Origin of the sequence: Brevundimonas vesicularis, from assembly GCF_027886425.1 — a bacterium.
GTDB lineage: Bacteria > Pseudomonadota > Alphaproteobacteria > Caulobacterales > Caulobacteraceae > Brevundimonas > Brevundimonas vesicularis_C.
This window is the reverse complement of the sequence record NZ_CP115671.1, coordinates 2,811,446-2,834,294: the sequence shown is the minus strand read 5'-3', so window position 1 is coordinate 2,834,294 and position 22,849 is coordinate 2,811,446. Positions and strand designations below refer to the sequence as shown.

Annotated in this window: 29 protein-coding genes; 13 read left to right on the top strand and 16 right to left on the bottom strand. The window is 66.3% G+C overall.

The features are described 5' to 3' along the window. From PFY01_RS14390 to PFY01_RS14365, 6 genes are all read right to left on the bottom strand, one after another. Nucleotides 1-483 carry a MerR family transcriptional regulator gene (locus tag PFY01_RS14390; RefSeq protein WP_039244783.1) on the bottom strand — a complete coding sequence of 161 codons (483 nt, stop codon included), beginning with the start codon at nucleotides 481-483 and terminating at the stop codon, nucleotides 1-3. A gap of 191 nt (nucleotides 484-674) precedes the next feature. Then, entirely contained in the window at nucleotides 675-1,091 is a 417-nt protein-coding gene (locus PFY01_RS14385; protein ID WP_153923116.1) for a DoxX family protein, read from the bottom strand. A 197-nt stretch (nucleotides 1,092-1,288) separates the two neighbouring features. Then, nucleotides 1,289-1,507 (bottom strand): helix-turn-helix domain-containing protein, encoded by a 219-nt coding sequence (locus PFY01_RS14380; protein WP_271041790.1) that lies wholly within the window; start codon nucleotides 1,505-1,507, stop codon nucleotides 1,289-1,291. 12 nt (nucleotides 1,508-1,519) lie between these two features. Further along, on the bottom strand, nucleotides 1,520-2,047 hold the full coding sequence (locus PFY01_RS14375; RefSeq protein ID WP_039244777.1) for a DUF2975 domain-containing protein: 528 nt from the start codon (nucleotides 2,045-2,047) through the stop codon (nucleotides 1,520-1,522). Nucleotides 2,048-2,170: 123 nt separating this feature from the next. Next, on the bottom strand, nucleotides 2,171-3,583 hold the full coding sequence (locus tag PFY01_RS14370) for a protein adenylyltransferase SelO (protein WP_271041789.1): 1,413 nt from the start codon (nucleotides 3,581-3,583) through the stop codon (nucleotides 2,171-2,173). A 318-nt stretch (nucleotides 3,584-3,901) separates the two neighbouring features. Then, the gene (locus PFY01_RS14365) at nucleotides 3,902-4,738 is read right to left on the bottom strand and encodes a hypothetical protein (RefSeq protein WP_271041788.1); all 837 of its coding nucleotides are present in this window, start codon (nucleotides 4,736-4,738) and stop codon (nucleotides 3,902-3,904) included. 375 nt (nucleotides 4,739-5,113) lie between these two features. On the opposite strand from PFY01_RS14365, the gene PFY01_RS14360 reads away from it, so the two are divergent. After that, complete coding sequence (locus PFY01_RS14360) at nucleotides 5,114-5,665, top strand: OmpA family protein (protein WP_271041787.1); 552 nt, start codon at nucleotides 5,114-5,116, stop codon at nucleotides 5,663-5,665. A 61-nt stretch (nucleotides 5,666-5,726) separates the two neighbouring features. On the opposite strand, the gene PFY01_RS14355 is transcribed toward PFY01_RS14360, so the two are convergent. Continuing rightward, on the bottom strand, nucleotides 5,727-6,437 hold the full coding sequence (locus PFY01_RS14355; protein ID WP_271041786.1) for an NAD-dependent deacylase: 711 nt from the start codon (nucleotides 6,435-6,437) through the stop codon (nucleotides 5,727-5,729). A 63-nt stretch (nucleotides 6,438-6,500) separates the two neighbouring features. Between PFY01_RS14355 and PFY01_RS14350 the strand changes: the two genes are divergently transcribed. From PFY01_RS14350 to PFY01_RS14320, 7 genes are all read left to right on the top strand, one after another. Then, nucleotides 6,501-7,607: an S-(hydroxymethyl)glutathione dehydrogenase/class III alcohol dehydrogenase gene (locus PFY01_RS14350; RefSeq protein WP_153925925.1), complete on the top strand. Its 1,107-nt coding sequence runs from the start codon at nucleotides 6,501-6,503 to the stop codon at nucleotides 7,605-7,607. A gap of 61 nt (nucleotides 7,608-7,668) precedes the next feature. Next, on the top strand, nucleotides 7,669-8,055 hold the full coding sequence (locus tag PFY01_RS14345) for a VOC family protein (RefSeq protein ID WP_271041785.1): 387 nt from the start codon (nucleotides 7,669-7,671) through the stop codon (nucleotides 8,053-8,055). Next, nucleotides 8,056-8,889, top strand: a complete 834-nt coding sequence (fghA, locus tag PFY01_RS14340) for an S-formylglutathione hydrolase (protein WP_271041784.1) — start codon at nucleotides 8,056-8,058, stop codon at nucleotides 8,887-8,889. It begins immediately after the preceding gene. 7 nt (nucleotides 8,890-8,896) lie between these two features. Further along, nucleotides 8,897-9,856: a DUF4350 domain-containing protein gene (locus tag PFY01_RS14335; protein ID WP_271041783.1), complete on the top strand. Its 960-nt coding sequence runs from the start codon at nucleotides 8,897-8,899 to the stop codon at nucleotides 9,854-9,856. A gap of 15 nt (nucleotides 9,857-9,871) precedes the next feature. Then, nucleotides 9,872-10,096 carry a hypothetical protein gene (locus PFY01_RS14330; RefSeq protein WP_039244260.1) on the top strand — a complete coding sequence of 75 codons (225 nt, stop codon included), beginning with the start codon at nucleotides 9,872-9,874 and terminating at the stop codon, nucleotides 10,094-10,096. Nucleotides 10,097-10,203: 107 nt separating this feature from the next. Beyond that, on the top strand, nucleotides 10,204-10,815 hold the full coding sequence (locus tag PFY01_RS14325) for a superoxide dismutase (protein ID WP_017504687.1): 612 nt from the start codon (nucleotides 10,204-10,206) through the stop codon (nucleotides 10,813-10,815). Nucleotides 10,816-10,909: 94 nt separating this feature from the next. Beyond that, a complete protein-coding gene (locus PFY01_RS14320; protein WP_271041782.1) occupies nucleotides 10,910-11,848 on the top strand; it encodes an MBL fold metallo-hydrolase in 939 nt (312 codons plus the stop codon). Nucleotides 11,849-11,859: 11 nt separating this feature from the next. Here PFY01_RS14320 and PFY01_RS14315 read toward each other — a convergent pair whose 3' ends face one another. Beyond that, complete coding sequence (locus PFY01_RS14315) at nucleotides 11,860-12,081, bottom strand: hypothetical protein (RefSeq protein ID WP_055806144.1); 222 nt, start codon at nucleotides 12,079-12,081, stop codon at nucleotides 11,860-11,862. Between the two features lie 250 nt (nucleotides 12,082-12,331). Here PFY01_RS14315 and rpsD point away from each other — a divergent pair, with 250 nt between their 5' ends. From rpsD to PFY01_RS14300, 3 genes are all read left to right on the top strand, one after another. Continuing rightward, nucleotides 12,332-12,949, top strand: coding sequence for a 30S ribosomal protein S4 (gene rpsD, locus PFY01_RS14310; RefSeq protein ID WP_055806141.1), 618 nt, complete (start codon nucleotides 12,332-12,334; stop codon nucleotides 12,947-12,949). Nucleotides 12,950-13,144: 195 nt separating this feature from the next. After that, entirely contained in the window at nucleotides 13,145-13,525 is a 381-nt protein-coding gene (locus tag PFY01_RS14305) for a hypothetical protein (RefSeq protein ID WP_082464942.1), read from the top strand. A 95-nt stretch (nucleotides 13,526-13,620) separates the two neighbouring features. Beyond that, nucleotides 13,621-15,972 carry a bifunctional diguanylate cyclase/phosphodiesterase gene (locus PFY01_RS14300; RefSeq protein WP_271041781.1) on the top strand — a complete coding sequence of 784 codons (2,352 nt, stop codon included), beginning with the start codon at nucleotides 13,621-13,623 and terminating at the stop codon, nucleotides 15,970-15,972. Here PFY01_RS14300 and PFY01_RS14295 read toward each other — a convergent pair whose 3' ends face one another. Then, nucleotides 15,973-17,085, bottom strand: a complete 1,113-nt coding sequence (locus tag PFY01_RS14295; RefSeq protein WP_271041780.1) for an NADH:flavin oxidoreductase/NADH oxidase — start codon at nucleotides 17,083-17,085, stop codon at nucleotides 15,973-15,975. A gap of 282 nt (nucleotides 17,086-17,367) precedes the next feature. On the opposite strand from PFY01_RS14295, the gene PFY01_RS14290 reads away from it, so the two are divergent. Next, entirely contained in the window at nucleotides 17,368-17,763 is a 396-nt protein-coding gene (locus PFY01_RS14290; RefSeq protein ID WP_271041779.1) for a hypothetical protein, read from the top strand. Here the strand turns inward: PFY01_RS14290 and PFY01_RS14285 are convergent. The 7 genes from PFY01_RS14285 to map all read right to left on the bottom strand — a co-directional run bounded on the left by PFY01_RS14285 (nucleotide 17,747) and on the right by map (nucleotide 21,968). Beyond that, nucleotides 17,747-18,187, bottom strand: coding sequence for an acyl-CoA thioesterase (locus tag PFY01_RS14285; RefSeq protein ID WP_271041778.1), 441 nt, complete (start codon nucleotides 18,185-18,187; stop codon nucleotides 17,747-17,749). The two genes, PFY01_RS14290 and PFY01_RS14285, sit on opposite strands and share 17 nt — an antisense overlap. Next, on the bottom strand, nucleotides 18,187-18,540 hold the full coding sequence (grxD, locus tag PFY01_RS14280) for a Grx4 family monothiol glutaredoxin (protein WP_017504696.1): 354 nt from the start codon (nucleotides 18,538-18,540) through the stop codon (nucleotides 18,187-18,189). Before grxD ends, PFY01_RS14285 begins: the two co-directional genes overlap by 1 nt. A 91-nt stretch (nucleotides 18,541-18,631) precedes the next feature. After that, nucleotides 18,632-19,534 carry an oxidoreductase gene (locus PFY01_RS14275; protein WP_271041777.1) on the bottom strand — a complete coding sequence of 301 codons (903 nt, stop codon included), beginning with the start codon at nucleotides 19,532-19,534 and terminating at the stop codon, nucleotides 18,632-18,634. A 5-nt stretch (nucleotides 19,535-19,539) separates the two neighbouring features. Then, nucleotides 19,540-19,782 (bottom strand): BolA family transcriptional regulator, encoded by a 243-nt coding sequence (locus PFY01_RS14270; RefSeq protein ID WP_271041776.1) that lies wholly within the window; start codon nucleotides 19,780-19,782, stop codon nucleotides 19,540-19,542. A gap of 56 nt (nucleotides 19,783-19,838) precedes the next feature. Beyond that, nucleotides 19,839-20,363: a GNAT family N-acetyltransferase gene (locus PFY01_RS14265; protein ID WP_271041775.1), complete on the bottom strand. Its 525-nt coding sequence runs from the start codon at nucleotides 20,361-20,363 to the stop codon at nucleotides 19,839-19,841. After that, nucleotides 20,360-21,097: a RadC family protein gene (gene radC / locus PFY01_RS14260; RefSeq protein ID WP_112863607.1), complete on the bottom strand. Its 738-nt coding sequence runs from the start codon at nucleotides 21,095-21,097 to the stop codon at nucleotides 20,360-20,362. Before radC ends, PFY01_RS14265 begins: the two co-directional genes overlap by 4 nt. A gap of 52 nt (nucleotides 21,098-21,149) precedes the next feature. Further along, nucleotides 21,150-21,968: a type I methionyl aminopeptidase gene (gene map, locus PFY01_RS14255; RefSeq protein WP_271041774.1), complete on the bottom strand. Its 819-nt coding sequence runs from the start codon at nucleotides 21,966-21,968 to the stop codon at nucleotides 21,150-21,152. A gap of 97 nt (nucleotides 21,969-22,065) precedes the next feature. Here map and PFY01_RS14250 point away from each other — a divergent pair, with 97 nt between their 5' ends. Beyond that, nucleotides 22,066-22,833, top strand: coding sequence for a competence/damage-inducible protein A (locus PFY01_RS14250; protein WP_271041773.1), 768 nt, complete (start codon nucleotides 22,066-22,068; stop codon nucleotides 22,831-22,833). The last annotated feature ends 16 nt before the right edge of the window (nucleotides 22,834-22,849 follow it).

Genomic DNA, 22,849 nt, shown 5'->3' with positions numbered 1-22,849 from the left:
TTACGCTCTTGCTTTGAAGGGGTGGTGGTGGTCGTGGTTGAGACGCGCGCGCAGCAGCTTCTCATAATCTTCGGCGCCCGGCAGCAGGTCGGGGCGGTGTTCGGACAATTTGGACTCCATCCAGGCGCAGGCCTGTTCGGCCGTCTCGATGGCGCCTTCGATGTCTTCCAGCTGCTGTTTCAGCGCCGCGATCTGGGCGCGGTGCCGCACCAGGGCCACGGCCATCTGATGGACGTTGTGATCCTTCTGATCATAGAGATCCATCATGTCCTGGATCTCCTGAAGGGTGAAGCCGATGCGGCGGCCCCTCAGGATCAGTTTCAGCCGGGCGCGGTCGCGCGCGTCATAGACGCGGGTCTGGCCCTTGCGCGCGGGCGTCAGCAGGCCCTTGTCTTCATAGAATCGAAGCGCGCGCGCCGTGGCGCCGAACTCGCGGCACAGCTGGCGAATGGAATAGGTGCGGTGGTCGTCGGCGGTGGCCATACGCCTTCATAACTTGACGTGCGCGTAAAGGGAAGAGGCTTACGCGCACGTAAGGGTAAGCTTTTCTCCCTTACTGGCGATCAGGCATGAAAAAGCCCGGAGCCTTGGGGGAGGCTCCGGGCGCAAACGCCGGACTGCAGGGGGGGGAGAGGGGTCCGGCGTTCGGTCTCTTTCAATCAGGCCTGCAGCAATCAGGCTCTGCGGCGGCCCAGCAGCACCGGGACGGTGATGGCCAGCAGGACGGCGTTGACCGCCGCCAGTCCGAAGTCCTGGCTCAGCGCATGGATCGTCATCATCGTCGCTTCCATGACGATCAGGCCGACCGCCGCCGTCAGCAACAGGGGGCGACCCACTCGCCACGAGATCAGCGGGCTCAGCACGCCCATGGCCAGAACGATCTCGACCACGCCCAGGCCGCGCACCATGTTCTCGGGCGCGATGGCGGGCCAGCCCATCAGATTGATCAGGTTGGTCATCGGCTCGGTCAGCTTGGCGTAGCCGGCGGCGATGAAGAACATCGCGATCCAGCCCTGCAGCGTCCAAAGGGCGATGTTGGCGTAGGCGGCGCGGTTGCGCGACGGCGCGGTGGGGAAGGTCGAGGTGGTCATCGGGGAGGACGCCTGAAGGTCATGAACGGCTGCGATCCGACCTCAGGAGCCGTTCGCTGAAGCCTATATAGCGGGGCTTCAGATAGTTGTCATCATGCGATGACATCAACTGATGACATCAGCTGATGACTTTCTGTTACGGGGCGGGGGCATTGGGCCGATTCCCAATGCCCCACAAGGATTTGCGACGCGCGATTTCAGTCTTCGGGCTGCGGCCGCGGCGTCTGGACGATCAGGTCGCCAGGCTGGCAGTCCAGTTCGCGGCACAGGGCGTCCAGGGTGGAGAAGCGCACCGCGCGGGCCTTGCCGGTCTTCAGGATTGACAGATTGGCCAGGGTGACGCCGACGCGGTCGGACAGTTCGGTTAGGGACATGCGGCGTTCGAGCAGCAGCCGGTCCAGTTGGATCATGATCATCGCGCGCGCTCCTCAGACCGTGGTCAGTTGTTCGTCGCGCATGGCCGACCCCTGCCGGAACACCTCGGCCAGGATGAAGACCACCAGAATGCCCAGCCAGGACCCCAGGTCGAAGTCATAGTCGGACGGTGACTGGCCGATGCTCTGCGGGGCGACGAAGACCAGCAGAAGCGCCGTCAGCTGAATGCCGATCAGGCCCAGACCTACGCCTTGCAGCCGTTTGACGTTGGCGAACTCGAAGGCGTCGCCCTGATTGACCGACAGCAGGATGCGCCGCAGCCGATTGATGATCCACCAGGTGAAGCCGCAGGCCAAGAAAGCGCCCAACAGCGTCAGACGCTCCGGCCAGTGCAGATCGCGGGCTGTGCTGTTGTCCAGATCCTTCATTCCGTCGATGAAGCCTGCTGCGAAGTCCGGCGATATGACGCTGCCCAGCAAACAGATCGCCATGACGATCGTCGCCAGCATGACGAAGACGTTTGCGAACCCTAAGCACCAGCGCAGGGCGCTTGCGATTGAATATTTGCCGATCAGTTTCATCTCGAAAGCCCTTCCCTTCGGGTCGCCCTCCGCGACCGCCTTGGTGACTATCGATATGGATTTATCGATAAACAGGCAAGAGAATTATCGATAAACGAGATGAAGCTTTCGTAAGGTTCGGCGTCAGGCCGTGAAGCTCCAGGCCTGTCGCGCCGTCTCCAGTCGATCCAGCTTGGCCTGAAAGGGCGCCCAGTCGTCGGCGTCGGCGAGGGCGGCCCAGATCGCCTCGACCTCGCCGATCAACATCTCTTCCGGTTCGCGCGCGGCGAACATCGGATGCTCCAGCCGTTCGATCCGGTCCGGTTCGTGTTCCATCAACGCAAAGCGGAAGGCGTCGAAGGCCTCGCCCTGATACCGTTTCGCGCGCGGTCCCGACAGGGCGCGGGCCGAGGAGGCGAAGCCGCCGAACCAGTCGAAGAACAGCGGCTCCCAACGCAGGGCCGCGCCGCCCTCACGCAACAGGGCCAGCGTCGTATCGACCAGCCGCTGATCCGCCGCCTCGCCCAGGCTGTGGACGCCCAGCCGCATCAGGAAGGCGGCGCGCAGTTCGCGGATATAGGCGGGACCGAAGCCGTTCAGCGCATCGGTCAACGGCTCGACCTCGGCGACCAGTTTCAGGCACCCGGCAAGCTGCGTCAGGTTCCAGAACACGGCCTCGGGCTGACGCGCGAAAGCGTACAGGCCCGTCTGGTCGAAATAGGCGGCGGTGAAGGCCGGGTCGTATTCGGGCAGGAACCGCCAGGGGCCGTAGTCGAAGCTCTCGCCGGTGACGTTCAGATTGTCGGTGTTCAGAACCCCGTGCACGAAGCCCGCCGCGATCCACCGCGCCGTCAGTTTCGCCGAGGCCTCGACGACATTCCGCAGCAGACCGGGCGCATCGCCGGCGGCGACGTCCGGATGATACAGGCTGCGCACATGTTCGATCAGCGCCTCGATCTGGTCCTTGCGCCCTAGATAGGCGGCGCGCTGGAACGTCCCGAACCGCACATGGCTGTGCGACAGCCGCACCAGAACGGCTGACCGCGTCGGCGACGGCTCGTCCCCACGCTCCAGCGCCTCGCCGGTCTCGATCAGCGAAAAGGCGCGGCTGGTCGGGACGCCTTGCGCCTCCAGCATCGTCGCCGCCAGCACCTCGCGCACCCCGCCCTTCAGCGTCAGCCGCCCATCGCCTCCACGCGACCAGGGCGTCTGGCCAGAGCCTTTGGTGCCCAGATCCATCAGCCGGCCCGATGCGTCGCGCATCTGCGCCGCCAGGAACCCGCGCCCATCGCCCAGATCGGGATTGTAGTGCCGGAACTGATGCCCGTGATAGCGCATAGCGATCGGCCCGGGCTGACCCGGCAGGGGCTCGAACCGCCCGAAAGCCGCGACCCATTCCGCCTCGCTCAGCCCCTCCAGCCCGACCTCGGCCGCCGCGCGGTCGTTGCGAAACCGCAGGATCGTCTGTGGAAAGTCTGCGGCCTGAACCGCATCGGCATAGTCCGCGCCCAAGTCAAAGAAACGCGGTTCGGGGCGGTAGGCTGGGGAGACGGGCATGGCAGGCTAGGTGCGTGTCCTAGGAGAGGAGCGCAACCGCGCGCACGTCTTTCTTTCGTGATCCCCCAGTTTCGCTCTGCTCGCCGCACGATCACTAAGGGGTGGGGCCAGCCATCCTATTCGCCTGAGGTCAGTCTAATGTTTTCAATCTTCTCTCTCTCGCCGGCATCTTCTTCCTGCCCACGCTTCCAAGCCGTGCGATCCTGTCTCGGTTCGTTCGCACGAAGCGCACCGCATAGTCGGGGAGAAAGAAAGCAGACGAATTAGACGAATTAGACGGTGTTTTTGCCGACGACCGTCTGAATGGGCGTCGGCGCGTCAGCCTGCGCCCAGCAGGTCCGCCCAGCGCCAGCTGCCCTTGCCCAGGGCCAGTTGCGCGCCGCCGGGGCGGTCTTCCAGCTTCAGCACGGCCAGGCCCGTCATGCGCTGGCTCTTGCACTCGGCCGGGGCGAAGGCGACTTCCAGGGCGATGGCCTGGCGCACGCCCGCCAGACCCTTGCCCGCCTGGTTGCGGCTTTGCAGCCAGTCGCCGTTCCAGACCAGGATGGCGCGTCCGTTTGCATCCATGTCCTGGGACGCGGCGATGACGGCGCGGCGCACGGCCTGGTCGTCGCGCACCGCGTCCTGAACCCAGCGCACCATGTCGCACGATCCTCCGCCCGAGCCTGAACCGGCGCCAGTCCCGCCCGAGCCGCCCGAGCCGCCGACGCGCGTTCCGCCGCCGCCGCCCGAACCTGCGCCGACCGTCATGGCGCCGGCGATCTGGGCCGCACCCAGCAGGGGCAGGGGCGGACCCGGCGGAGCGGGCGCGGCGGGCAGGGGTTCGACGTCGGGCGGGCGTTTGCTCACCACCAGTCGCGGTCGCGCCGCCGCCACGGCTGGCGGTCGCCGCTGGGGCGCGGGCTTGGCCGGCGCGGCCGCCTGGGCGGCGGCGGCCGGCGCGTCGGGCTTTGGCGAGAGATCGGGCGCGATCACGCGCGCGGGCGGCGGCGGAGGCGGCGAGGGCGGCTCGACCAGTTCGACCATCATCGGCGGCGTCTGCGGCGCCTCGACGATCGGCTCCGCCTGGCCGTGCATCAACAGCGCCAGCCCCAGATGCGCGGCCAGGATCGGCGTCGCCGCCAGCGCCCAGCGCCGTGTGCGCGCCGCGCTCAATCGCCGATCCGTGATGGGAGTTGAACACGCCGCCGCATGGTCATCGGGACAAAACGCCTGTAAAAATCGCCAGGCTCCGTTGAAAACATTCGGTCGCGTCAGGAAAGTGGCGTCGTCGTGAATACAACCGCGCGACGGCGCAGAGCGGCGATAGATGAGCGTGTCCGCCCTCCGGCATCGGCCGTCGGCGGCGCAACGTCTTCACTGAGCCGATGGTTCCGCGCTCATGCAAGAATAACGCGAATATTCGATCTGCTTATGGTCAAGCTGACATGATGCCGCCCAAAGCGCGTCATTACTCCGCCTTGTCTCATACGCCATTTTCATCTTGCGCATGAACTGGGTGTGGCGCTCCCGGCAAGAAGGAGACAGAACTTGAGCAGATCGAAACTCAGGACGGCGGTCGTCGGCGGCGCCCTCATCGCCCTCGGCTTTGCGGCCAGCGGCTGCGCCAGCCATCGTTTCGTGCGTGATCAGGTCGAAGTCGTCGACAACCGCGTGACCACCGTCGAAGGCACCGCAGGCCAGGCCCTGCAACGCGCCAACGACGCGCACAAGCTGGCCGAGGGCAAGTTCCTCTATCAGGTCGTGCTGTCGGACGATTCCGTGAAATTCCCCACCGACGCGGCGGCCCTGTCGTCCGAGGCCGAGCAGCGCCTGGCCCAGTTCGCCCAGCGTCTGCAGGGCGAGAACAAGAACGTCTATCTGGAAATCCAGGGCTACACCGACTCGACCGGCACGCCCGAGCATAACGACCAGCTGGGCGAGCAACGCGCCGAGGCCGTGCGTCGCTTCCTGAACCGGCAGGGCGTCGCCCTGAACCGCATGGCCACAATCTCCTATGGCCAGGAACAGCCGGTGGCTTCGAACGACACGCCCGAGGGCCGTTCGCAGAACCGCCGCGTGACCATCGTCGTCCTGGCCTAAGCCGCCTCGACTTCGAACGCCGGAACGGCGGCCGCCTTCGCAGCGGCCGCCGTTTTCGTCTCTACAGCGTGTCGAGGAAGGCCGGCACGGCCTGCGTCGCCGGCCCGTAAACGCCTTCGTCAAACAGGCGCGCCCCCGACGTCGGCTCCAGGTTGATCTCGACAGTCCGCGCCCCGGCATATCGCGCCGCCTGCACGAACGCCGCCGCCGGATAGACCGCGCCCGACGTGCCGATGGACACGAACAGGTCGCAGGCCTCCAGCGCCCGCTCGATCCGCTCCATCTGAAGCGGCATCTCCCCGAACCAGACGATGTGCGGCCGCATGACGCCCTCGGGGTGATGCGGCGAGGCCTCGTCCGCCGCCATGTCCCCGGCCCAGTCCATCACCACGCCCGACCGGGTGCAGCGGCCTTTCAGCAGTTCGCCGTGCATATGGATCAGCTCGAAACCGGCGGCCGGCGGCGTCTCTTCATGCGCCCGATCGTGCAGATCATCGACGTTCTGCGTCATCAGCAGGAAGTCGCCCCGCCACCGCGCCGCCAGCACCGCCAGCGCCTGGTGCGCCGCATTAGGCTGGACCTCGGCCAACTGCCGCCGCCTCTGATTATAGAAGTCCTGCACCAGCGCCGGATCGGCCGCATAGCCCTCGGGCGTCGCCACGTCCTCCACCCGATGCCCGCACCACAGCCCATCCGACGCCCGAAAGGTCGGCACGCCGCTCTCGGCCGATATGCCGGCTCCGGTCAGGACGACGAGGTTTGTGTGTGACATGACGGCTTCATACCATCCTGCGCCTGCCCTAGAAGAGGAGGGAATCGTTCAGGAGCCCCCGCCATGAAAACCCGCGCCGCCGTCGCCTTCGAGGCCAAACGTCCGTTGGAGATTGTCGAGGTCGATCTGGAGGGACCGCGCGCCGGCGAGGTGCTGATCGAGATCAAGGCCACCGGCATCTGCCACACCGACGCCTATACGCTGGACGGGCTGGACTCCGAGGGCGTCTTCCCCTCGATCCTGGGCCACGAGGGCGCGGGCGTTGTGGTCGAGGTGGGGCCGGGCGTGACCTCGGTCGCGGTCGGCGATCACGTCATCCCGCTGTACACGCCGGAATGCCGCCAGTGTAAGTCGTGCCTGTCGCGCAAGACCAACCTGTGCACCGCCATTCGCGGCACCCAGGGCAAGGGCGTCATGCCTGACGGCACCAGCCGCTTCAGCTACAAGGGTCAGGCCATCGCCCACTATATGGGCTGCTCGACCTTCTCGAACTTCACCGTCCTGCCCGAGATCGCGGTGGCCAAGATCCGCAAGGACGCGCCCTTCGACAAGGCCTGCTACGTCGGCTGCGGCGTGACCACCGGCGTCGGCGCCGTGGTCAACACGGCCAAGGTCGAGCCCGGCGCCAACTGCGTCGTCTTCGGCCTGGGCGGCATCGGCCTGAATGTCATCCAGGGGCTGAAGATGGTCGGCGCCGACATGATCGTCGGCGTGGACATCAACGGCGACAAGGAAGAATGGGGCCGTCGCTTCGGCATGACCCATTTCGTCAATCCGAAGGAGGTTTCCGACGTCGTGGCCCATCTGGTCCAGCTGACTGACGGCGGCGCGGACTACACCTTCGACTGCACCGGCAACACCGTCGTCATGCGCCAGGCGCTTGAGGCCTGCCACCGCGGCTGGGGCGAGAGCGTCGTCATCGGCGTCGCCGAATCCGGCAAGGAGATCGCCACCCGCCCGTTCCAGTTGGTCACCGGCCGCGTCTGGCGCGGTTCGGCCTTCGGCGGTGCGCGCGGCCGCACCGACACGCCCAAGATCGTCGACTGGTACATGGACGGAAAGATCGAGATCGACCCGATGATCACCCACACCTTCGCCCTGGACGACATCAACAAGGCCTTCGACCTGATGCACGAGGGCAAGAGCATCCGCTCGGTCGTGGTGTTCTGACGCCTTGCGCGTCGTCGGGTTCGTTGTTTAAGAAAACGGACTGAAAGAGGGAGGTCTGACCATGTTCACCCACGTCACCGTCGGCGCCAACGACATCGAGGCGTCGCGCCAATTCTATGACGCCGCGCTAGGCGCGCTTGGCGTCGAGCCGGGCCAGGGGCCGGACCTCAAGGGCCGCTACTGGTGGCGCACCCGCATGGGCGCCTTTGCGATCGGCGCGCCGATCGACGGCGAGCCGGCCTGCCACGCCAACGGCGGCACCATCGGTTTTCACGCCAAGACGGCCGATATGGTCCAGGCCTTCCACGACGCCGGCGTCGCGGCCGGCGGTCGCGCCATCGAGGACCCGCCCGGCGAACGTAAGGGCCCCTTCGGCCCCATGATCCTAGCCTATTTGCGCGACCCTTCGGGCAACAAGATCTGCGCTATGCATCGAAAGACCGACTGAGTGGAAACCACCAAGACCCACGCCGTCCACGGCGGAACCTTGCGCTATCTGAAGCACGACAGCACAGCGACCGGCACGCCGATGACGCTGTCGGTCTGCACGCCGGCGGGCGAGGGGCCTTTCCCGGTGTTGATCTGGCTGTCGGGCCTGACCTGCACCGAGGATAATTTCACCACAAAGGCGGGGGCCTACCAGGCCGCCGTCGAACACGGCGTCATCATCGTGGCGCCCGACACCAGCCCGCGCGGAGACGGCGTCGCCGACGATCCGGCCTATGATCTGGGTCAGGGCGCGGGCTTCTATCTGGATGCGACGCAAGCGCCCTGGGCGCCGCATTTCCGCATGGAGACCTATGTCACCGAGGAACTGATCGCCCTAATCGACGCCGAGTTTGCGACCACGGGCGTCCGCTCGATCAGCGGCCATTCGATGGGCGGCCACGGCGCCCTGACGCTGGCGCTGAACCACCCCGACCTGTTCCGTTCGGTCTCCGCCTTCGCGCCGATCTGCTCGCCCACCCGATGCGCCTGGGGCGAAAAGGCCTTCACCGCCTATCTGGGCGACGACCGTGCGACGTGGGACCGCCACGACGCCGCCAAGCGGATCGCCGCCGGCGCGGCGCGCGGCGTCTATGACGACATCCTGATCGACCAAGGCGACGCCGACAGCTTCCTGACCGAGCAGCTGAAGCCCGAGCTGCTCCAGGCCGCCGCCGACGCCGCCGGCCAGAAGGTCACGATCCGTATGCAGCCCGGCTATGATCACTCCTACTTCTTCATGGCCAGCTTCATCGCCGACCACATCGCCTTCCATGCCGAACGCTTGAAGGTCTAGGCGCCAGATGGGACGCCGGGGTTGGATCGCTGTCGTAGTCCTGCTGCTGGCGGGCTCAGCCTTGGCGCAAGAGCAGGTCGGCGATCTGGATTGGCGGCCAAAGGTGGTCTCGCCGGCCTATGCGATGGTTGGTCCTGTCGTGCTTGTCGATCAGGGCCACGGCAGCGAACAGACGATCGAAGGTCGCTATGCCGGCTTCGCCGCGCTGGTGCGGGCCGATGGATATCGGATCGAAGCCAGCCGGGGGCGTCTCGATGCGCCCGGCGCGCTTGATGGCGTGGCGGTGTTGGTCATCGCCAATCCGGCGCGCCCTGAGGACGGCTCGCGCGCCTCGGCTTTCGACGACGCCGAGATCGAGGCGATCCGCCGATGGGTGGAGCAGGGCGGGGCGTTGCTTCTGGCCGCCGATCACGCGCCCCATGGTTCCGCCGCCGAAGCCCTGGCGGCCAGATTCGGGGTGGCGATGGGCACGGGCTACGCCTTCCAGCCCCTGGGCGACGACGTTACGGCCAATCTGGTCTTTCCGCGTCCGGCGCTCGCGGATCATCCGATTGTCGAGGGCCGCGAACAAAGCGAGCACTTGAAGGTCGTCAAGAGCTTTACCGGGCAGTCGCTGTCGGGGCCGGCAGACGCAACCGTATTGCTGGCGATGAGCGCAGATGCGCGAGAGGCTCCCGATCTCGAAGCCTTGCAGACGATCCGGACGCGGCTTCGGGCCGGCCAGGATCCAGCCGTCGTCCTTGCCGAGTTGTCGCGGCCCGCCTTACCCGCCCAAGGTCTGGCGTTGCGCTTTGGCGCGGGGCGGGTGGTCGTGCTGGGAGAGGCGGGGATGCTCACGGCCCAGGTCGTGCGTTTTCCTGACCAGCTGGATCGCGAGCCTGTCCGCATGGGACTGAATACGGTTGGTCATGACGATCAGCAGTTCGTGCTGAACCTGATGCACTGGCTGTCGCGTCTGCTCCCCTGATGCTAAGGGGCCGGGATGAGCGCTTCTGATCCCTACGAACCGATGTTTTCCGCCCTTTGCCGCGAGGTGGGCTATTGCCTGCACGCCAAGGGGCAGAAGCGGGTGATCGAGGCCTTGCCCAAGGGGCTGGACGCCGCCGTGCGCGCCGTCTTCGCGGCGGAGGGCGTGGACGAGCCCAATGCGCCGGGCGATGTGAAGCGCGCCGTTCGCGATTGCCTGAAGGCGAACTTGCCAGCTTGACCGTTACGGGTCGATAAGTCGGAACAAATCCAGGCGCTGTCGCTTGGGTTTCATGAACGGGCGCCTAGATGAGGCGCATCGGAAACTTGTCGCGAGAGGAACCTTCCATGGCCTTCACCCTGCCCCCGCTGCCCTACGCCTATGACGCGCTGGAGCCGGCCATCGACAAGGAGACGATGACCTTCCACCACGACAAGCACCATCAGACCTATGTCGACAATCTGAACAAGGCCGTCGACGCCGACGAAAACCTGAAGGGCAAGTCGCTGGAGGAAATCTTCACCAGCATCTCCACGGCGCCCAAGGCCGTGCGCAACAATGGCGGCGGTCACTGGAACCACAGCCTGTTCTGGGAACTGCTGGCCCCGGCCGATCAGGCGGGTGAGCCCTCGGCCGAGCTGAAGGCCGCCATCGACGCCGATCTGGGCGGCATGGACAAGTTCAAGGAAGACTTCAACGCCGCCGGCGCCGCGCAGTTCGGTTCGGGCTGGGCTTGGCTGATCGTGCAGAACGGCAAGCTGAAGATCACCTCGACCCCGAACCAAGACAATCCGCTGATGGACGTCGTGGACGAGCGCGGCGAGGTCATCCTGGGCGCCGACGTCTGGGAGCACGCCTACTATCTGAAATACCAAAACCGCCGCGCCGACTATCTAAAGTCGTTCTGGACGGTGGTGAACTGGAACAAGGTCAACGAACTCTACGCCGCCGCCAAATAAGGCCGGTTCAGCCCAGAGATCGAGAGATGACGACGCCCGCCGGAACCTCCGGCGGGCGTTTTCGATTGCGTCATCGCAAACGGAGATCGAAGCGATGCGGATGATGATGACGGGGGCTGCTTTCGCGGCTCTGATGCTGGCGGCCTGTAACCCTCAGGCGAACGGGCAGAAGTCCGGCGATCCCGCGCCGCCCAACCCCACCCAGACCGTCGCGGCCCCGGCCGAGAAGCCGGTCTATCGTTTCAAGATCGGCGCGCTGGACGCCATCGCCCTGTTCGATGGCGAGAACCCGGTCAAGAACGACAACCAGACCTTCGGCGTCGGCCTGACGCCGCAGGCGGTCGCCGCGCCCCTGACTGCCGCCGGACAGCCGGCCGATCCGATCATGCTGGAAATCCATCCGCTTCTGGTCAGGAACGGCGCCCGCACGATGCTGTTCGACACGGGCCTGGGCGAGGGCAAGGGCCAGTTGATGGACAGCCTGCAAAAGGCGGGCGTCGATCCGGCCTCGATCACCGACGTGCTGATCTCGCACGTCCACCCTGACCATGTCGGCGGCCTGATCCGCAACGGCGGCCTGGCCTTCCCCAATGCGGCGATCCGGATGTCGCAGGCGGAGTGGGCGTCCATCCGCGCCAATCCCGAACTGGCCGATCTGATGCGGATCATCACGCCCAAGGTCCAGGCTTTCGAGCCGGGCGGCGAGGTCGCGCCGGGCGTCCAATCCCAGGACACGGCCGGCCATACGCCGGGCCACGTCGCCTATCTGATCGCCGACGGCCAGAACCAGCTGCTCTACACCGGCGACCTGATGCATCACTGGATCCTGTCGGTCGAACATCCGGACTGGAAGGTCGGCTATGACGACGATCAGGCGGCAGGCCTGAAGGCGCGGCTGGACGAGGTGACGGCGCTGCGCAATTCCGGCGCCCACATCTACGCCTATCACTTCCCCTTCCCGGGCCTGGGCAAGGTCGCGACCCGCGAAGGCCGGGCGATGTTCATCTCCGAAGCCCAGTCCGCGAAGGATTAGGCCGCGAAGGACTAGATGCGAAGATCCACGCCGTGCCGGGTGCGCGCATTCATGCGCTCGGCATGGTGCTGGCGAACCATGCGACGCTGGCGCAGCATCTCATGGATGCCGTCGGCGAGATCGAGCAGTTGATGATCGCTCAAAGGCTCGACCAGATCGACCAGCTGCGTCTTCAGCGTCTGCATGGCCTTGTCGGACAGGCCGGTCTGAAAGCTGTTGGGTTCGGGCTGCATTCCACTCCTCCTTGTCCTCATGCGTGGTTCGGTTGCGTCAAGGGAAGGGTGGGGCGACGGGATCGTTCCATTCCATCGTGCTTAACGGCCCGCCGTGCTTGACTCCGCCGCCCTCGCTGGCCATAAGCGCCGCCTTCCACGGGTCCGCTTCGGCGGGGCCGGGATGAATGACGGAAGATGCGTGGACCGCCGTTGAGATCGCATTCCCAATCCAGGGGATGCCGGGCCGTATCGTCGAAAAGAGAATAGAATGTCCAAGCGCCACAGCGCCAAGTACAAGATCGACCGGGCCATGGGTGAGAACCTGTGGGGCCGCGCCAAGTCGCCGGTCAACAAGCGTTCTTACGGTCCCGGCCAGCACGGCCAGCGTCGCAAGTCCAAGGTCTCGGACTTCGGTCTGCAACTGAAGGCCAAGCAGAAGCTGAAGGGCTACTACGGCAACATCACCGAGAAGCAGTTCGCCAAGACCTATGACGAGGCCGCGCGTCGCAAGGGCAACACCTCGGAAAACCTGATCGGTCTGCTGGAATCGCGCCTGGACGCCGTCGTCTACCGCGCCAAGTTCGTCCCGACCGTCTGGGCCGCCCGCCAGTTCGTCAGCCACGGCCACGTCCTGGTCAACGGCAAGAAGGTCGACATCGCCTCCTACCGCGTGAAGCCGGAAGACGTCGTCACCGTGAAGGAAAAGTCGCGCAACATGGCTCTGGTGCTCGAAGCCCAGCAGTCGTCGGAACGCGACGTGCCGGATTACCTGGAACTGTCGGACCGCTCGTTCTCGGTTCGCTACGTCCGCGTGCCGGAACTGTCGGACGTGCCGTACGCCGTGAAGATGGAACCGAACCTGGTCGTCGAATACTACGCTTCGTAAGCGGAGCTTACGAAGCCTTCTTCAAGGGGGCTATCGCCCTTCGGGCTACTTGAGCCCCGTGGTGGTCCCTTTGAAGTGTTCAGTTTGGAGGGCCTCGGATTCGTCCGGGGCCTTTCGTTTTTTATCCTGTTCCCTCCAAGGGCGAACAGGCGCATTCTCGGCCGGTTCAGGCTTTGAGGCAGGGGAGGTCGTCAGTTGCGCGACTCCATCATGAAACGCTTGGCTTTGATCGCCGCCGCATCGGCGGGCCTGGCCGCCTGCGCCAGCCGCGGCGAGCCCACCGTCTCCACCGCGGGCATGCCCGGCGCGCTGGAGCCGATCCACGCCGCCGCCTTCACCAAGGACCAGGCCGTCTTCTGGGTCAGTTCGAACGGCTGCACGGCCAAGGAAGACCTGATCCCGATCGTCAGCCTGCAGGGCGGCAGCGCCGTCATCACCCTGCGCCGCATCGACGAGGACAAGTGCAAGCAGGACCTGGTCCAGGGCGTCGAGCTGAAGTGGTCGTTCGAGGAGCTGGGCCTGACGCCCGGCTCGCCCGTCAGCGTCAACAACCCCTATCAGATGCCCCGCTCCTGAATACGGCCGTAGCGTTTCGTTAAGCCTGTTCGAGCGCGTCTGATTAAGCAACGTCCGCTACGACGACAGACCGTCCTCCCAAGGTCTGTAGCTTCATGCGCTTTCTCACCTGCCTGACCGACGACCACAATCTCTGGCTCGTCGCGTTGGCCGCCGGCCTGTGCCTGATCGGTTCGATCATCACCTTCCGCCTGTATCGCCGCCTGCGCGCCGCCGAAAAGGGCACGCGTCTGGCTTGGGCCTTCATGGGTGCGGTGGCAACCGGGGCGACGATCTGGTGCACCCATTTCGTGGCGATGATCGCCTATGAGCCCGGCGTCACCATCAGCTACGGCCCCGTCCTGACCGGCTTGTCCCTGGGTGTCGCCATCGCCGGCAGCGCGCTGGCGCTGTGGGTGGCTTCGCGCCGGATGCCCGCCTCGGCCGAGATCGGCGGCGTGCTGTTCGGCCTGACCGTGGTGGCCATGCACTATACCGGCATGGCGGCCTTTGCGACCGACGCCGTCATCCACTGGTCGGCCGCCTATGTCGTCGCCTCCGTGGCGGGGGCGGTCGTCTTGGGCGCCTTGGCGTTCAATCGCGCCCGGCAGTCCGGCAAGGTCGTTCCGGTCGTGCTGATGGTCCTCGGCATCGTGGCCCTGCATTTCACCGGCATGGCCGCCATGACGATCGTGCCGGTCGGCGCGCTGGTCGATATGGGCGCTGTCGGATCGACCAATCTGGTCCTGGCCTTCGCCGTCTCCGCCGTTGGATTGATGATGCTGGGCACCGGCGTCGCCAGCCACGCCCTGGACGTCCAGTCCCGGCTTCAGGCCAAGGCGCGCCTGGATCATCTGATCGAAGGCAGCGTCGATGGCATGGTGGTCGAACAGGACGGCGTCATCCTGGCCGCCAACGCCGCCTTCGCCGATCTGGCGGGCGTCCCTCACCACGCCCTGATCGGCGAACCGCTGTCGCGCTGGATCGCCGGCGTCGCCGATCTGGCGGTCAACGGCCTGAGCCAGTCCAAACTGATCGCCGAAGGCGGGGCGGACATCCCCGTCGAGATCGCCGTGCGCCGCGACTGCGGTATGGATCACATCATGATCTACGCCGTGCGCGATCTGCGGATGCGTCAGGCGCAGGAGCGTCGCATCGCCCATCTGGCGCGCAACGACGGCCTGACCGGCCTGCCCAACCGTTCGTCCTTCCTGGAATGGCTGACGCGCCAGACCGCCGACCTGACCGTTCCGAACAAGGTGGCCCTCTTGGCCATGGATCTGGACCGGTTCAAGGAGGTTAACGACGTTCACGGTCATGCCGCCGGCGACCAACTGCTGATCCAGATCGCCGAACGGATGCGCGCCTGCCTGCGCCACGACGAATTCATCGCGCGCCTGGGCGGGGACGAGTTCGTCGCCGTCGTGCCGATCCAGCACAAGGACGACGCCCTGGATCTGGTCGCGCGCCTGCGCGATGCCGTCACCGCCCCGGTCGTGCTGGATCATGCCGAGGTCGCCTGCGGCCTCAGCACCGGCATCGCGATCTGGCCCGACGACGCCCACGACCCGTCGGCCCTGATCAATGACGCGGACTTGGCGATGTACCGCGCCAAGGCCTCGCTGGGGACCGACGTCTGCTTCTATGAGGAGGAGATGGACGAGGCGGTGCGCAATCGCCGCCGCATGGCTCAACAGATGCGTGAGGCCCTGGATCAGGGCCAGTTCAGCCTGAACTGGCAGCTGCAGGCCGCCGTCGATACCGGCGACATCACGGGTTACGAGGTGCTGCTGCGCTGGATCCAACCGGACGGGACCTTCATCTCGCCGGCCGACTTCATTCCTCTGGCCGAAGAGAACGGCCTGATCCTGCCGATCGGCGAATGGGTGTTGCGCACCGCCTGCGCCGAGGCCGCCAGCTGGACCGAACCGCACAAGATCGCCGTCAACCTGTCGCCGGTGCAGCTAGGCCACGTCGACCTGCCGCGCCTGGTGCATCAGGTTTTGGTCGAGACCGGCCTGTCGCCGTCGCGGCTGGAGCTGGAGATCACCGAGACAGCCATGATCACCGACATGGAGCGCACGACCCACGTCCTGCGTCAGTTGAAGCTGCTGGGCGTCTCCATCGCCATGGATGACTTCGGCACCGGCTATTCGTCGCTATCGACCCTGCGCGCCTTCCCGTTCGACAAGATCAAGCTGGATCGCTCCTTCATGTCCGAACTGGACGGCGGACCTCAGTCGGCCGCCATCATTCGCGCCGTCCTGGCCCTGGGCGAGAGCCTGCATATCCCCGTCCTGGCCGAGGGCGTCGAAACGCTTGAGCAGTTGGCTTTCCTGCGCGACCAGGGCTGCGACGAGGTCCAGGGCTATCTGCTCGGCCGCCCCCAGAAGACGGCCGAGGCGGAAGTCCAGGCGGCCGCACGGGTCTTGTGGGCCGTCGACCCTTCGATGGAAAAGGCCGCCTGATCAGGCGGGGGTGTTGGCGCGATCATAGGCGGGCCAAACGCCCTTGGCGGCGCCGCGATACTGCACCGGCAGGCCTTCATCCTCACCCAGGGCGACGGCCGCATGGTGCGCCCAGTGCGGATCGTCCAGCGCCGCGCGTGCGATGGCGATGAAGTCGGCCTGACCGGAGCGGACGATCTCTTCGGCCTGCTGCGGATCGAAGATCATGCCGACGGCCATCACATCGGCCTCAGGCGTCGCCGCTTTCACGGCCTGGGCGAACCGCAGTTGATAGCCCGGCTCGCCGCCCGGAATGTCGGCGCGCGCGACATTCCCGCCCGACGTCAGGTGCAGATAGTCATAGCCCATGTCGTGCAGCGCCTGACCAAAGGCCGTCACCTCGTCCAAGGCGATGCCGCCCTCGACCCAGTCCGAGCCGTTGAAGCGCACGCCCAACGCCTTCGTCCGGGGCCAGGCGTCGCGCAGGGCCTGGGCGACCCGCAGCGGGAAGCGCGCCCGGTTCTCATAGGATCCGCCGAACTCGTCGGCGCGGTGGTTGGACACCGGCGACAGGAACTGGGTCAGCAGATAGCCGTGGGCGGCGTGCAGTTCGACCAGATCGAACCCGGCCCGGTCCGCGCGCCGCGCGGCGTCTTCGAATGCGGCGACGACCCGGTCCATGTCGGCCGGGGTCATGGCGGTCGGCGTGTGCCAGTCATCCTTGAACGGTTCGGCCGAGGCGCTGAAGGTTTCCCACGCGCCGTCTTCGGGTTTCAGCGCGCCGCCGCCCTTCCACGGCGCGCTGGTCGAGGCCTTGCGTCCGGCGTGGGCCAACTGGACGCCGATCGGCGTGTCGCTGTAGGTGCGGATGTCGCGGATGATCCGGGCGAAGGCCTCTTCCTGCGCGTCGTTCCACAGGCCGGTGTCGTCCGGCGTGATCCGTCCCGCCGCCTCGACTCCCGTGGCCTCGACAATGACCAGTCCCGCGCCGGAGATCGCCAGTCGGCCCAGATGCTGCACGTGCCAGGGCTGGGGCACGCCGTCGATGGCCGAATACTGGCACATCGGCGCGATGGCGACGCGGTTCTTCAGCGTCAGGGGGCCGACGGCGCGGGGCGAGAACAGCTGGCTCATGAAGGACGATCCGTGGGGCAGGAGAGGGGGGACTGTAGCTATGGCGGTTGCGGTCACGTTCAACCCCGATCCTTTCCGATTGTTCACCCAGCTTTCCGATTATTCACGTGTGCACGCCCGGCCCACGCGGCACAAAAGGGTCAAGCTTCAACTGGGGAACACACCAATGCTTCGTCTCGCTCTCGCCATCGCCATCGCCGCCCCGCTGCTGTCGGGCTGTATCATCGTCTCGACTGAAAAGCCGACCACGCGCGTCATCACCGCGCCGGCCTCGGGTCAGTGATGCGCAGCCTGGTCAAGGGCCCGATGATTAAGGGGTTGGCGATCGCGGCCCTGGTCGCGCCGCTGCTGTCGGCCTGCGTCATCTATGACAGCGACGCGGGCGAAAACGTCTCGGTGAACCTGCGCCGCGACGACGCCCCGCCGGCCGAGGCCATCCGCGAAGCCCGGTTCGCCGACGGCGCTTTGGGGGCGCGCGTCGATTCCAACGGCTGCACCCAGGCGTCGGATTTCGAACTGTCGGTGTCGGACGGCTCGCCAGCCGAGATCACGCTTCGCCGCACCAAACAGGACCTGTGCAAGGCCCTGGTCCCGGACGGCGTCGAGCTGCGCTGGACCTATGCCGACCTGGGCCTGGAGCCCGGCACGCCGGCCCGGATCCTCAATCCGCTGAAGTAGGCGTCTCGAACACGACCAGCATGTCTGGCGGAATGCGCTGCGGCCTCAGGGTCGCAGCGTCCACCAGCACCCATTCGGTGACGCCCTGGGCGCAGACGCGGCCCTGGGCGTCCTCGATGCGGACATAGCGGGTGAAGCGCGGTCCCTGCGGATCGCCGACCCAGGTGCGGGCGACCACGCCCTCGGCGCCCGGCTCGATGCCGCGCAGATAGTCGATCTCATGCCGGGTCGCGACCCACGACCATTTCATCCGCGTCGCCTCGTCGAAGCGCGCGTTCCAGTGCGCCGTGCCCGCATCCTGCAGCCAGCCGACATAGACGACGTTGTTGACGTGGCCGTTGGCGTCGATGTGCTCGGGCCGCACGTCCAGCGGCACGACGAAGACCTCGCGGTCCTCGCGCGGCGTGAGGGTCTTCCTGGCCATCAGGCCTCGCCGAGCGGCACGCCCTTCTCGACCATAAGGGCCTGAAGTTCGCCGGCCTGGAACATCTCGCGGATAATGTCCGATCCGCCCACGAACTCGCCCTTCACATAGAGCTGCGGAATGGTGGGCCAGTCGGTGAAGCTCTTGATGCCTTCGCGCAGGGCTTCGTCCTGCAGCACGTCCACGCCCACGAAGCCGGCGCCGACATGATCCAGGATCTGCACCGCCAGGGACGAGAAGCCGCAGCGCGGCTGGTCCGGCGTGCCCTTCATGAACAGAACCACGTCGTTCTGGGCGACGGTTTCGCCGATGAAGGCGTGAACGGGATCGGCGGCTTGGGCGGTGTCGGTCACGGATAAGGGCCTTTCGTGAAGCCCGTCAGCTAGGGAGCCGAACGGGCGCGGTCAAGGCGTCCGCGACGTTCTGCACAGCCGCTGGGGCTGGTCAGGCCGCCTGATTGGCCACGACGCGCGCCATCTCGATCTGCGCGGCCAGGCCCGGCGGCATGTCCCGCTCGGGCGCGGCGGCCAATGTCGCCAACCGATCGGTGTCGGTCGGATTGACGATCACGCTGGATACCGACGGGTCGGTCAGCACGTAGGACAGGCAGATCGCCTCGGCCGTCCAGTTCTGGGTGCGGTACAGGAAGCCGAAGGCGTCCTTCTTGGGCGTATCGACGGGACGCTTGTCCTTGCCGAAGCCGAACAGCCCCTTTTTGAAGATCGGCGCATCGGGCGCTCGGGCGCGCCGGTCGGCGTAGAAATCGTAGGCGAAGACCGCCATGTCCTGCTCGCGCGCCGAGCGGATGCGGTTTCGGATCTTCCAGTCGGCGTTGATGTCGAACGGCGTCAGCAGGGCGTCGAACGCCCCGGTCGACACATAGGCGTCCATCACGTCGCCGCCGCCGGCGATGCCCAAAAGCTTGATCCGTCCGGTGGCGCGCATGGCCTTCAGCGCGCTGAGCGACGATTGCGCCAGTTCGGTCTCGCCCGGCTCGTGCAGCACCGCCACGTCGATCCATCCCAGGCCCGAGAAGTGCAGCACCCGATCAATGGCCGCCGTCATCCCCTGGGCCGAAAAGTCGCGCTGCTGGTCGCGGCCGTCGCCGGCGCCCAGCATCAGGCTGACGTAGACGAGCTTGCGATCCACATGCGACAGGGCCTCGCCCAGCACCTCGGCCGCCACCGGGTCGGCGGTCTCCAGCCGATAGCTGTTCACCCCGGCCTCCAGCGCCGAATACAGCAGGTCCAGCCCGGCCTCGCGCCCGCGCTTCAGCACGTCGGCGCCGAAACTCAGCGTCAGGTTGGAGATGGCGGAGCCGGAGACGCCGAAGGGGCGATAGCGCATGGCCGTCAGCCCTCCTTGGCCAGCGCGGAGGTCTCCAGCGCCAGGGCGTGCAGTTCGCCGCCCATCTGACCCTTCAGCGCCGCATAGACCATCTGGTGCTGACGCACACGCGGCAGGCCCGCGAAGGCGCTCGACACGATCCGCGCGCGATAGTGGTCGCCGTCGCCCGCCAGATCCTCGATCTCGATCTCGGCGTCGGCGAAGGCTTCGACCAGATGCTGGCGCAGCGTTTCCACGGACATGGGCATGGCGGGCACTCACACTTCGTTGGACGCCAGTTTGCCCGATAATCCTTAATGCCGACCTACGGCGCGCGGCGGGGGCGTTCGAACAACTGGACCGGCTGGTCTTTGTAAGTCGTCGTCGCATAGGGGCGATAACCCACCCGCGCCGCCAGCTTCAGCGAGGCCAGGTTCTCGGGCGAGATCATGCAGACGGTTCGCCCCTCCAGCCTCCGGTCGGTCCAATCCAGGGCCGCCGTCAGGGCCTCGGCCGCATAGCCCCGCCCCTGAAACCTCGGCGCCACGCCCCAGCCCAGCTCCGGCGCATCGAACGGCGGCTCCAGCTCGCGGCGATAGTCGAACACCCCGACGCTGCCCAGATAGGCGCCGCCGTCCCTCAGCCGGACCGTCCAGTTGCCATGGCCCATCGCCGCCCAATGGCCGAGATCGCGCAGCAGCCGGAACCAGACCTCTTCGCGCCCCAGCGCCCGGCCCATGATGTGGCGCGTGAAATCCTCATCGGCCCAAAGGGTCAGCAGATCGTCGAAATCGTCGGTCAAGACGGGGCTCATCACCAGTCGCTCGGTCGTCAGAATCCTGTCGGTCACATCAGGCCCAGTTGCTTGAAGCTGGCCACCCCGTCGCGGCCGACGACCAGATGGTCGTGAACCTCGACGTTAAGGGCGCGGCCGGCCTGCACAACCTGTTTCGTGATCTCGATGTCGGCGCGGCTGGGGGTCGGATCGCCCGACGGATGATTGTGCACCAGGATCAGGGCGCTGGCCGACAACTCCAGCGCGCGCCGCACGACCTCGCGCGGATAGACGGGCGCATGATCGACCGTGCCGCGGTTCTGCACCTCGTCCAGGATCAGCTGGTTCTTCTTGTCCAGATACAGCACCCGGAACTGCTCGCGCGGCTCGTGCTGCAAGGCGACCCGGACATAAGCCAGGAGCGCCGTCCAGGACGAGATCACCGGGCGCTTCGCCGTCGGCTCCTTCGCGATCCGCCGCGTCACGTCGAAGATCAGCTGAAGGTCCAGCGCCACCGCCCGGGTCGCCTTGCCGACGGCGTATCCCATCGATCGCGCCACCTGATCCTCGATCGCCTCATGGCTGGCCGCCCCGATCCCCTCCAGCCCGCCGAACCGCGCCAGCAGATCCTTGGCCAGCGGCTTGGTGTCCTTGTAGGGCACGCTGCGAAACAGCAGCAGTTCCAGCAACTCATAGTCGGGCAGGGCGCCCAGGCCCCCCTTCGCCGCCCGCTCACGCAGCCGGTCGCGATGACCGCTGTGGCGCGGCTTGGGCTTGTCGCCGACTTCGGACGCCTTGTCGTCGAGCATGATCCCTCCCGCTCAACGCAACCTGTGCGTATTGCGATTGGGGATCAAGGGTTCAGTTCGGCCGGAACAGCCCAGCCGGAGACGCCGTGAAGATTTCCAGTCCGTCTTCCGTCACCCCGATGGTGTGCTCGCACTGGGCGGACAGGGACTTGTCGCGCGTCACGGCGGTCCAGCCGTCGGACAGCACCTTCACGTGCGGCTTGCCCAGGTTCACCATCGGTTCGACGGTGAAGAACATGCCGGGCTTCAGCACCGCGCCCTCGCCGCGACGGCCGTAGTGCAGGACGTTGGGGCTGTCGTGGAAAATGCGGCCGATGCCGTGACCGCAGAAGTCGCGCACCACGCTCATGCGCTGGGCCTCGACGAACTTCTGGATCGCATAGCCGATGTCGCCGAAGGTGTTGCCCGGCTTGACCTGTTCCAGGCCCAGATCCAGCGACTGATAGGTCACGTCGATCAGCTTCTTGGCCCGCGCATTGATCTCGCCCACCGCATACATGCGGCTGGAATCGCCATGCCAGCCGTCCACGATCACGGTGTGGTCGATGTTGACGATGTCGCCGTCCTTCAGCACCCGGTCGCCAGGAATGCCGTGGCAGACGACGTGGTTGATCGAGGTGCAGACGGTCTTCTCGTAACCCTTGTAGCCCAGGCAGGCGGGCAGGCCGCCGTTGTCCAGGGTGAACTCGCGCACGAGATCGTCGATCGTGCTGGTCAGGACGCCCGGCTTCACATGCGCCGCGATCATGTCCAGCGCCTCGGCGACCAGACGGCCGGCCTTGCGCATGCCCTCGAAGTCTTCCGCCTCATGGATGCGGATGGCGCTGGAGCGGACCAGGACGTCGGTTTCGAGTTCGGGCGTTTCGTACATGGGGCGATCGGTCTGCAAAAGGCGGGATACGGCGCAATCCGTTCGCCGCAGATGGGCGTTATAGCATGAAACCTCAAGCCCGCCCCCGGATTCCCGCATGACCGACGCTGACACCGACCGCTCTGGCCCGACCGCCGCCGTCCTGGTCATCGGCGACGAAATCCTGTCGGGCCGGACCCAGGACACCAACACCAACACCATCGCCCGCTTTCTGGCGGCGTTGGGGATCGACCTGCTGGAGGCGCGGGTTGTCAGCGATGATCACGGCCGGATCGTCGAGGCGTTGGACGCCCTCCGCTCACGCTGGGACTATGTCTTCACCACCGGGGGTATTGGTCCGACCCATGACGACATCACCGCCGACGCCGTGGCGGCCGCTTTCGGCGTGGCCCTGCCTGAACATCCCGACGCGCTGGCGATCCTGTCGCGCCGCTATGGCGACGAGTTCAACGCCGCGCGCCGTCGCATGGCGCGCATCCCCGAAGGCGGCGTTCTGATCGCCAATCCGGTCACCGATGCGCCCGGCTTCCAGATTGGCAATGTCTTCGTCATGGCCGGCGTGCCCAAGATCATGCAGACCATGCTGGAAGACGTGGCCCCACGCCTGCGCACCGGCGCCATCGTTCATGTCCAAACCTTGAAGGTCACCGGCGTGGGCGAGGGGGCGGTGGCCGATGTGCTGCGGGCGGCGGCCAATCAGCACCGCGACCTGTCCTTCGGCAGCTATCCGTTCGGCCATGGCGGCGTCGGCGAGATGGGAACCCATCTGGTTATTCGTGGCCGCAACGCCGATCATGTCCGTGCGGCGGCGCATGATTTGATCGCAGAACTGCGTAATCTGGGCATCGATGTTGCCGCTGCGTAACCTCGCAAAGCCGTGA

Bases quoted from the DNA above. Each gene is read 5' to 3' on its own strand.
- PFY01_RS14390 (WP_039244783.1), bottom strand. From the start codon at position 483: ATGGCCACCGCCGACGACCACCGCACCTATTCCATTCGCCAGCTGTGC.
- PFY01_RS14385 (WP_153923116.1), bottom strand. From the start codon at position 1,091: ATGACCACCTCGACCTTCCCCACCGCGCCGTCGCGCAACCGCGCCGCC.
- PFY01_RS14380 (WP_271041790.1), bottom strand. From the start codon at position 1,507: ATGATCATGATCCAACTGGACCGGCTGCTGCTCGAACGCCGCATGTCC.
- PFY01_RS14375 (WP_039244777.1), bottom strand. From the start codon at position 2,047: ATGAAACTGATCGGCAAATATTCAATCGCAAGCGCCCTGCGCTGGTGC.
- PFY01_RS14370 (WP_271041789.1), bottom strand. From the start codon at position 3,583: ATGCCCGTCTCCCCAGCCTACCGCCCCGAACCGCGTTTCTTTGACTTG.
- PFY01_RS14355 (WP_271041786.1), bottom strand. From the start codon at position 6,437: ATGTCACACACAAACCTCGTCGTCCTGACCGGAGCCGGCATATCGGCC.
- PFY01_RS14350 (WP_153925925.1), top strand. From the start codon at position 6,501: ATGAAAACCCGCGCCGCCGTCGCCTTCGAGGCCAAACGTCCGTTGGAG.
- PFY01_RS14345 (WP_271041785.1), top strand. From the start codon at position 7,669: ATGTTCACCCACGTCACCGTCGGCGCCAACGACATCGAGGCGTCGCGC.
- PFY01_RS14335 (WP_271041783.1), top strand. From the start codon at position 8,897: ATGGGACGCCGGGGTTGGATCGCTGTCGTAGTCCTGCTGCTGGCGGGC.
- PFY01_RS14330 (WP_039244260.1), top strand. From the start codon at position 9,872: ATGAGCGCTTCTGATCCCTACGAACCGATGTTTTCCGCCCTTTGCCGC.
- PFY01_RS14325 (WP_017504687.1), top strand. From the start codon at position 10,204: ATGGCCTTCACCCTGCCCCCGCTGCCCTACGCCTATGACGCGCTGGAG.
- PFY01_RS14320 (WP_271041782.1), top strand. From the start codon at position 10,910: ATGCGGATGATGATGACGGGGGCTGCTTTCGCGGCTCTGATGCTGGCG.
- PFY01_RS14315 (WP_055806144.1), bottom strand. From the start codon at position 12,081: ATGCAGCCCGAACCCAACAGCTTTCAGACCGGCCTGTCCGACAAGGCC.
- rpsD (WP_055806141.1), top strand. From the start codon at position 12,332: ATGTCCAAGCGCCACAGCGCCAAGTACAAGATCGACCGGGCCATGGGT.
- PFY01_RS14300 (WP_271041781.1), top strand. From the start codon at position 13,621: ATGCGCTTTCTCACCTGCCTGACCGACGACCACAATCTCTGGCTCGTC.
- PFY01_RS14295 (WP_271041780.1), bottom strand. From the start codon at position 17,085: ATGAGCCAGCTGTTCTCGCCCCGCGCCGTCGGCCCCCTGACGCTGAAG.
- PFY01_RS14290 (WP_271041779.1), top strand. From the start codon at position 17,368: ATGCGCAGCCTGGTCAAGGGCCCGATGATTAAGGGGTTGGCGATCGCG.
- PFY01_RS14285 (WP_271041778.1), bottom strand. From the start codon at position 18,187: ATGGCCAGGAAGACCCTCACGCCGCGCGAGGACCGCGAGGTCTTCGTC.
- PFY01_RS14275 (WP_271041777.1), bottom strand. From the start codon at position 19,534: ATGCGCTATCGCCCCTTCGGCGTCTCCGGCTCCGCCATCTCCAACCTG.
- PFY01_RS14270 (WP_271041776.1), bottom strand. From the start codon at position 19,782: ATGCCCATGTCCGTGGAAACGCTGCGCCAGCATCTGGTCGAAGCCTTC.
- radC (WP_112863607.1), bottom strand. From the start codon at position 21,097: ATGCTCGACGACAAGGCGTCCGAAGTCGGCGACAAGCCCAAGCCGCGC.
- map (WP_271041774.1), bottom strand. From the start codon at position 21,968: ATGTACGAAACGCCCGAACTCGAAACCGACGTCCTGGTCCGCTCCAGC.
- PFY01_RS14250 (WP_271041773.1), top strand. From the start codon at position 22,066: ATGACCGACGCTGACACCGACCGCTCTGGCCCGACCGCCGCCGTCCTG.